At 55.9% G+C, this 7,728-nt stretch carries 7 protein-coding genes; 1 reads left to right on the top strand and 6 read right to left on the bottom strand.

Annotation, left to right across the window (positions count from 1 at the left end):
- From D9K61_RS04685 to D9K61_RS04660, 5 genes are all read right to left on the bottom strand, one after another.
- Positions 1–303, bottom strand: a 303-nt coding sequence (locus D9K61_RS04685) for an ATP-binding cassette domain-containing protein (RefSeq protein ID WP_120632079.1), incomplete at its 3' end; no start/stop codon positions are given.
- Positions 304–1,015: 712 nt separating this feature from the next.
- Positions 1,016–1,966, bottom strand: coding sequence for an ornithine cyclodeaminase family protein (locus D9K61_RS04675; RefSeq protein ID WP_120632077.1), 951 nt, complete (start codon positions 1,964–1,966; stop codon positions 1,016–1,018).
- A gap of 11 nt (positions 1,967–1,977) precedes the next feature.
- Complete coding sequence (gene argE, locus D9K61_RS04670; RefSeq protein WP_120632076.1) at positions 1,978–3,132, bottom strand: acetylornithine deacetylase; 1,155 nt, start codon at positions 3,130–3,132, stop codon at positions 1,978–1,980.
- Complete coding sequence (locus D9K61_RS04665) at positions 3,129–3,737, bottom strand: transcriptional regulator (protein ID WP_120632075.1); 609 nt, start codon at positions 3,735–3,737, stop codon at positions 3,129–3,131. Before D9K61_RS04665 ends, argE begins: the two co-directional genes overlap by 4 nt.
- Before the next feature lie 3 nt (positions 3,738–3,740).
- Positions 3,741–4,880 carry an aminotransferase class I/II-fold pyridoxal phosphate-dependent enzyme gene (locus tag D9K61_RS04660; RefSeq protein ID WP_120632074.1) on the bottom strand — a complete coding sequence of 380 codons (1,140 nt, stop codon included), beginning with the start codon at positions 4,878–4,880 and terminating at the stop codon, positions 3,741–3,743.
- A 484-nt stretch (positions 4,881–5,364) separates the two neighbouring features.
- Here D9K61_RS04660 and D9K61_RS04655 point away from each other — a divergent pair, with 484 nt between their 5' ends.
- Positions 5,365–5,568 (top strand): hypothetical protein, encoded by a 204-nt coding sequence (locus tag D9K61_RS04655; RefSeq protein ID WP_120632073.1) that lies wholly within the window; start codon positions 5,365–5,367, stop codon positions 5,566–5,568.
- A gap of 16 nt (positions 5,569–5,584) precedes the next feature.
- On the opposite strand, the gene D9K61_RS04650 is transcribed toward D9K61_RS04655, so the two are convergent.
- Positions 5,585–7,462, bottom strand: coding sequence for an adenylate/guanylate cyclase domain-containing protein (locus tag D9K61_RS04650; RefSeq protein WP_120632072.1), 1,878 nt, complete (start codon positions 7,460–7,462; stop codon positions 5,585–5,587).
- Between the last annotated feature and the right edge of the window lie 266 nt (positions 7,463–7,728).

Raw genomic sequence — 7,728 nt, 5'->3', positions numbered from 1 at the left:
CTGTTGAAACACCATCGACAGGTTGGTGCGGATGCGCAGTACCTGTTTGGGATCGGCCGGGCGGCGATGGTGGTGGCTGCCAGTCCAATGCACCGGTTCGCCCTTGAACATGATCTCGCCTTGCTGGCTGTCTTCCAGCAGATTACAGCAGCGCAGCAGGGTCGATTTGCCCGAGCCCGACGAGCCGATCAGCGACACCACGTCACCCCGATGGGCCGTAATGTCGACCCCTCTTAACACTTCGAGATTGCCAAAGCTTTTGTGAAGGTCCTTGATCTCGATAACGGGGGCGCGATCAACCATCAGCACTCAGCCCCTTCGGCAGACCTAAGAGAACCCCTATCAGCGGCATCTTACAGGCACCCGGCATTGCAAGTGTCGGCCCCCTGCACGTGAAGAAAATTACGCTAAGACAGCACAAGCACCGAAGGTTCAGACCCTTCATGTAAGAAGAATGAAGGAAGGTCATAGCCAACACCAGGGCATCACCGTGATCATTTTTGTCCGACCAAACGATCTTGATTAGATACCGGACCACTCTTCCCCCCAGCTGCATTTACGAAAACTCTCTGATTTGAAAACCAAGAGAATAGACGACATGGAAAGTTAACTTCCCTGACTACAAAGTGTAAAGAGCGGTACTGTTTGCAGGTCGATTGACGGCAAGTACGAGGTCAGGATTTGAGGTGACATCTTCCGGCCCGTTGAACAGTTAGGCTGCGAGCGGCCAGCCAGAAAATCGGCCGAGGACGACCCGTCTTCCCGCTCAAACAGCGCGACCGAACAAATCTTCTTGTGAACGTCAAGACCGGCATAGATTGGCCGGTCATCAACAGCGGCAAAAACCTTTGTAGAGGGGCGAAGCCTTCTCGCCTTTCGACACAATGCAGCCAATCAAAATAGTCGACGTCAGTCCTGTTATGCTTGAGTATCTTCCAGATAGGAAACTGCCCCGCCGATCGGCGAAGCAGATTGATCACATAATCCGTTCGACGCAGGCGGCGATTGGGCCGCGTCAAGACTTATCGAATATCCGAAGCACTGCATTGGCTGCAGCAATATCCTCTAACCCCAACCCGATTGATCTGAAAAAGACCGGGGCACCGGAGTCGGGCAACGAGCAGCCGTTGATAGCGAGTTCGGCAAGATCACCCTTTATCTGTTCCGGAGCCCATCCGTGGTCCTGCGTTGCCAGCACCATCTCTCCCGCTGATGTCGGGGTTGTGGCGCGGTAGTCGCAATAAACCTGTGCACGCGCGAGCCAGGCGGGGTCAACTTCATGCGCGCGGGCTACGTTTGTGCTGATTGATGTCACCAGCGCATTCGGCCCAAACGCTTCTACATTGACCACCGGAGTCCCGGAAGAGGTACACAGCATCACCACATCGGCCCCAGAGACGGTACTTTCGGCGCTGTCAGAGAATCGCACTTGTTCAGATAGTGACCGCCACGCCGCCTGGCGATCGGCATTGTCGCCAATACCCGGCGAGTAGACGCACACCTCATCCCAATCACGCAAGCTCTGAACATGGCGGAAATGGGCTTGGGCAACGGCACCGCTGCCGATGATGGCCAGACTGCGCGAGTCCCGTCGCGCAAGAAAATCCACCGCCAGTGCAGTTGTGCCCGCCGTTCTTTCGGTCGTCAGCTGGCCCGAGTCGCACAGCAGAAGCGGCCGGCCGGTTTCCATCGACATCAACATCGTCCAGGCGGTGATGATCGGCTTGTCGCCCGTCACCAGATAAGGTGAAAGTTTGGCGCCAAACACACCCGCCTGACCCTGCGCCGCCAAATAAGTGATATAGTCACCGCGATCATCCGGGAACGGGGTCAGTGTCTGCGCTGGCTGCACCGCCTGCTTGCGCCCAAGCTCTGCGAACATGCCGCGCAGCTCGGCGGCCAGATCAATGTGTGGAATAAGTTCGGCAATCTGTTCTGCATCAAGGATGATGGGGGTATCTGACATGCTGGGTTCCTTCAACAAAGGGTCTGGATCAGGTCCGTGATAAACGCCTGACCATGCCGCAATTGCGCGGCGGAGATGAATTCATCGGGCCCATGGGCCTGTTCGATACTGCCGGGTCCACAGACCACAGCCGAGTAACCAGCGCGCTGGAAATGCCCAGCCTCGGTCTGATACGAGACCATTTGACTGCTGTTGTCGCCCGTGATCTGTCGGACCAGCCGTTCCGCCGCCCCGTCGGGTTCCTGACAAAAGGCGGGGATGTTTTCTGGCACGTCCACTACAATACTGGCGTCGGGGTGACGCGCACGCATTCCGGCTTCTGTCTCGCGAACCTTGCAGTCGTATCGCGTGATCCAATCCGACGCGGTTTCGGGCGGAACAAAGCGGATATCGCTTTGGAAAACACATTCGGCGGGGATCGTGTTCAGAGCGATACCCCCCTGAATAGTGCCAACCTGCGCGGTTGAATAAGCGGGCGTGAAATGCCGGTCGCCGCCGCGATCTTTGGCCCGCGCCGTCTCGGTCTGGTGCCATTGGATCAGTTGCGCTGCGGCCTCGATGGCCGATACGCCGATATCCGGGCGGGAGGGGTGCGCAGCTTTGCCAGTGATCCGCGTTGTCAGCCCCAGCCCACCCTTATGTGCAGTCACCAACCCCATCATGCTGGGTTCGCCAACAATTACGACTTCGGCGCGCGGCAGATGCGCACGCAATGCATCTAGGATCGGTTGGGTTCCGATGCACCCGACTTCTTCATCAAAGGAAAGAGCGATTTGAATCGGACGCACCAATCGAGCAGTCACCATTTGCGGCATTGCCGCAAGAACCAGGGCCACAAACCCTTTCATATCGCAGGTTCCACGCCCGTAATATCGTGCATCTCGATGGGTGAGCTGCCAGGGGTCGGATGCCCACCTTTGGCCTGTAACCGGAACAACATCGGTGTGACCGGACAGGATTACCCCACCCTCAACCTCTGGCCCGATCTGTGCGATCAGCCCTAGCTTTGCACCACTGCTGTCGGGAATGGTGCGGTATCGAACCCCAAGACGGTCCAGATATTCAGCGACAAAGCGCACCAGATCGGTATTTGGTCGGTCTGAGACCGTGGGGAACCCTACCAGACGTTCCAATACGCCCAGAACATCGCTCAGCTCGTCGATCATTCTGCGATCGCTCGGAGGTCATTGTAGATCGTCGCGCGACTGACGCCCAGCAAGCGCGCGACATAGGCTGCCGCATGGCGCCCGGCCAGTGCATTTGAGTCCTGCAATGAACCGACCAAAGCGCGTCTGGTACTTCGGTCCAGCGCGTCGATGCGCAAATCCCGATGCGCGCACCAATCGCTGACGAAGACATTCAAACGCTCGTGCCAGTCATTTCGAAACAACGAGTCCGGCTGGACGCCGGCAATCTGTGTGGGTTGCAGGTTGCGGACAAGTTGATTCAGCTGCTGCAAATCGGCCTGATCATGATTGATACAGAGTACATATCTGGCCTTGCCCGCATCGTCACGCAGCACAACACTGATCGACCGCAAAATGCTGCCGTCCCAGTTCACCTTCTCATAGGGTCCGATGACCGTGTCACCAGGGCGAAAGTCGGTCTCTTGCATGTTGGATGGATCGCCCGGTTTACGCTGGGAAAACGGATTTTCGATGCAGCCGATGGTTTCGGTTTCCAGATCGTGCAACACAACTTCGACCCGATTGCCGAATAGCAGCGGAACAGCTTGCGCCAGCGCCTTTGCAGTGGCCAGTAGATCAGACACGGTTCAGCTCCGCGCCAATATGTCGGCGGTTACTTCGTTCAGCAGCGCCAGACCTTTGCGCAGGTGATCTTCGGGCAGTGCCGAGCTAAAGCGAAGATGACCCTCGACCCCGAAGCGAGAGCCGGGGATCACCAGGATGTCTTTTTCCTGTAGCAACCGCGCCGCCAGGTCTTCGGATGAAACCGGCAGGTCAAAGCGGACGAATGACATTGCCGATGCTTGTGGCGGGACTACATCGTAAACACCGGGATGACGGTCGAGCTCTTCTGTCAGCACATCAAATCCCGTCCGGATCAGTTGCCGTGCGCGGGCCTTGAGCTTTGACCGGGTTGGTTCGGCCAATGCTATATCCGCCAGCTCCATCGACAGCATAGAGGTCGCGATCGAGGCGTATTCATGCCGCCGCCAGCTTTGGGTGATGATGTCTTCGGGCCCCACCAGCCACCCCAGCCTCAGGCCCGGCAAACCATAGGCTTTGGACATTGAGTTTACGATCAGTACTTTGTCATAGCTGCCCCAGAAAGAAGGCGTCTCGGCGTCACCTTCGCGTTCGGTTCCTGCATAGACCTCGTCTGTAACGATCCATGCCCCAGCGCGCGCGGCGGCAGCAATAATGGCCGCACGGTCCTGATCCGAGATCACCTGACCGGTTGGGTTGTTGGGATTGACCACATGGATAATGCGTGTCTTGTCATCAACGGCGTTGTTCAAAGCGTCCTGGTCCAGGGCCCAGCCATTGGATTCGATCAGATTGACCCAGCGCACTTCGTTGCCGCGGTTTTGCGCGTTGCCCGAGATTTGTGCGTAGGTTGGGCGGAAACAGACCACATTGTCACCGGGCCGCAGCAACGTGTTTGTGACCAGGGTGTTGGCCTCGGTTGCACCGACCGTAATCATCACCGCATCAGCTGTAGCGCCGGGATAAAAACCGGCAATCGTATCACGTAGCGATTGTTTGCCATTGACCTGAGGATAATCCAGCATGGTTTGCATCAGCACGGCCGTGTCGATCCCAGCCAGATCCACCAGGCCCTGGAGCGACATTGGATGCACGCCGCTTTCCGAAAAGTTGAAAACAACGCCGTGTTCAAGCTCGGAGAGAAATTGCTCGACTTGAAAAGGTGTGAAATCGGCGTGTGACATGAGGGGGGCCTTTTCATAACGATAAACTAAAATTGACGTGCTTGTCTAAATTGGATAATTTAGTCCACTAACGCGGTCAAGAGGCCGAACAATAATCTCAACAGCCTGAAATCCGATCAGGGAAAGCTCGCTATCAGATGGAACCCTCAGCGAGCGCACATAGTTAGGGAAAACTGAATAACAGCCCCATGAATAACACACGATTTAGGGACGTAGACCTGCGGCAGTTCCTCGTGGCTAAGGACGATAGAATCCTCACCAACTTGAGACGTCCAATCTACAAGGTTGTCCAGTCGTTTAGCGCCAAATTTTCCGACATCGCTCACACATCTCGATCATGAGCGCACCGAAGATGGCGCGCGCATTGCTCAACGATGAACCGAATGTTGCTCTCGCCATTTCTGGATAACCCCAACGCGCTGGTCTCGACCGTCACATACCGTCCAGCACACACTACTATGTCACGGATACTTAGCATTGAATAATGCTGGACGTCCTCATCAACAATGCCGGATCTGAATACACAACACCGATCTCCGAGCCGGCAGACCATGCGGATGAGGTTTCGCAGAAAAATGGCGTTAGCCATCCGTGCTGCACAGGTCAGCAGCTGTACAAGCGCTCTCAGAAGCAGGGGATCGTCATAGCAGCTGAGAGAGTCCTGTTTGTTGTGGTGTCACGTGTATGAAATCCACGAAAACCATTCATTCACCGGCATCAGGCACGCCCAATCGTTGCAGATCATCCAACCATCGGGTGAGATACGCTTCGCTCTCGAACGGCGCACTCTTTGCCTCTTGGATGGTAAAATCGGGATTAGCGATCAGAAATTCATCGATAACCATTTGCGCCTCACTGACGAGCCCAAGACGGTGCAGAACCGGCGCATAAGTGCGTTTCAACCCGTCAGGGATTTCGTTCATCTGCTCGATGGACGCTTTGGCCGCTTCATAATCCTCAGCAAAATACTGGGCCCAACCCAGATTCCAAAGATACCAGTCCTGATGGTGCGGGTTCAGCCGGATCGCCAATTTCATACGCTCAACGGCCTCGGGCGCGTTGCCGCCATAGACCAATGGGTCGATGGAATCTGCCAGGACGGATGCTGAATTTGGGTTGAGGGAAATCGCTTTGTCATACAGTGCTGCTGCCCGCTCAAGATTACCACTTTGCGTGGTGGCATTGGCCAAAACCCAATGGCCTTTGAAATTGAAAGGGTCCAACTCAATAGCTTTTCGCGCCATCTCAAATGCGCGTACCAGCGATGCGTCGCGCGTCAGGGTATTCGTCCATCCCCAGCGATACCCGTTTATATGCGCCCAGGCGTTTTCCACATATGCACCGGCATAACTAGGGTCGAGCGCAATGGCCTTTGCGCTCAGCTCTTCAGCCCGGATATTGCCGTCCTTGGTAAAGGTAAACCATTCCTCTTGCGCGCGTTTGCGCAGCTCGTAAGCGCCGAGGCTTTCCGTTGGCCGATGCTTCAGGCGGCTATATTCCGCCAGATCAATGTTTGTCGACAAAAGCGATGCCACGGTCCGCGTGATCTCATCCTGAACGGAAAAAATGTCCTGCCGGTCCCGGTCATAGCTGTCGGCCCAGATATTCTGGCCGGTTGTCGCATCAATCAGTTGAGACGTCACTCGCAGGCGATCCCCCGCGATCTGAACACCCCCTTCAACGATGTAGCGCACGCCCAGTTCCTGCGCCACTTGCTGTATATCTGCCGGATTGTCTTTGTACGAAAAGGTCGAATTTCGCGCGACTACGAAAAAGTCGGAGAACCGGGACAGCGCCGTCAGGATGTTCTCGCTCAGCCCGTCGCTGAGGTAGTTCTGGCTTGGGTCATTATTGAGGTTATCAAACGCCATGACCGCAATGGAGGGTTTACCTGACACGGGCGCGGCCTGCTCCTCTGCGTCAGGAGATAGCGCCGAAGACCACGGTTGCCACCACGCAGCAGTACCCACGACCAGAGCAGCCGCGACGCTGGCGGCGATGACCGGCACGCTTTTCCCGGATTTTTTTGCAACGGGTGTGATCGGGGACACGATGGTTGCAGCTTTATCATCCAAGGCGAGGCTGAACACGTGAACAGGCTCAGAGATGTTTTTGACCTCATGCGTCCCAAGGTCCTGGATTGTGAGATCCAGCTTGGTCTTCACCTGTTCGAATACATTGGCCGACATGTATATACCATCGGGGTCAGCCAGACTTTCAATACGCGCTGCCACATTGACGCCATCACCGTGAATATCACCCTGATCCACGACGATATCGCCGACGTTAAGACCAATCCGATATCGCACCCGCTCGTCTTGCCGCACGTCCGCATTGCCGATCCCGACATAGTGCTGCATGTCCACCGCACAGCGCACGGCCTCGACAGCACTTGCAAACTCGATGAGCAAACCGTCCCCCATCACCTTTACGATGCGACCATTCCGTGCGGCGACGATGGGTTCAAAAAGCCGCTCGCGGTGGGTTTTGACCGTCGCAAGAGTACCCGCTTCGTTATTGCGAATGAGGCGGCTGTAGCCAACGACATCGGCGGAAAGTATCGCAGCGAGACGTCTTTCCAATCACTTACCTCCATGAATAGGCATCACGCTAAACAGAAAGTCGCATTAATCCCACGATAAACCCCCTGAAACCCGCTATTAATAGCTTTTCCGATTGCGACACCAAAGTCCCACGCGGCAGACAGTCAAAATCCTGTCCGGTCATTGGCAACAGGCCCAGGGCACAGCGGGATCGCAGCCAGCGGATTTGGACAGCTTTCAATGATCGTCCTCGCGGAATTCGTTGCGTTACCACAATGGTAGCGCAATCGCTTGGGGCTTCAGCG

Source organism: Ruegeria sp. EL01 (assembly GCF_900313035.1).
In the GTDB taxonomy this organism is placed as follows: Bacteria; Pseudomonadota; Alphaproteobacteria; order Rhodobacterales; family Rhodobacteraceae; genus Ruegeria.
Note: the sequence above shows the minus strand (reverse complement) of the source record. Positions and strands in the feature narration are given on the sequence as shown.

Bases quoted from the DNA above. Each gene is read 5' to 3' on its own strand.
- D9K61_RS04675 (WP_120632077.1), bottom strand. From the start codon at position 1,966: ATGTCAGATACCCCCATCATCCTTGATGCAGAACAGATTGCCGAACTT.
- argE (WP_120632076.1), bottom strand. From the start codon at position 3,132: ATGATCGACGAGCTGAGCGATGTTCTGGGCGTATTGGAACGTCTGGTA.
- D9K61_RS04660 (WP_120632074.1), bottom strand. From the start codon at position 4,880: ATGTCACACGCCGATTTCACACCTTTTCAAGTCGAGCAATTTCTCTCC.
- D9K61_RS04655 (WP_120632073.1), top strand. From the start codon at position 5,365: ATGCTGGACGTCCTCATCAACAATGCCGGATCTGAATACACAACACCG.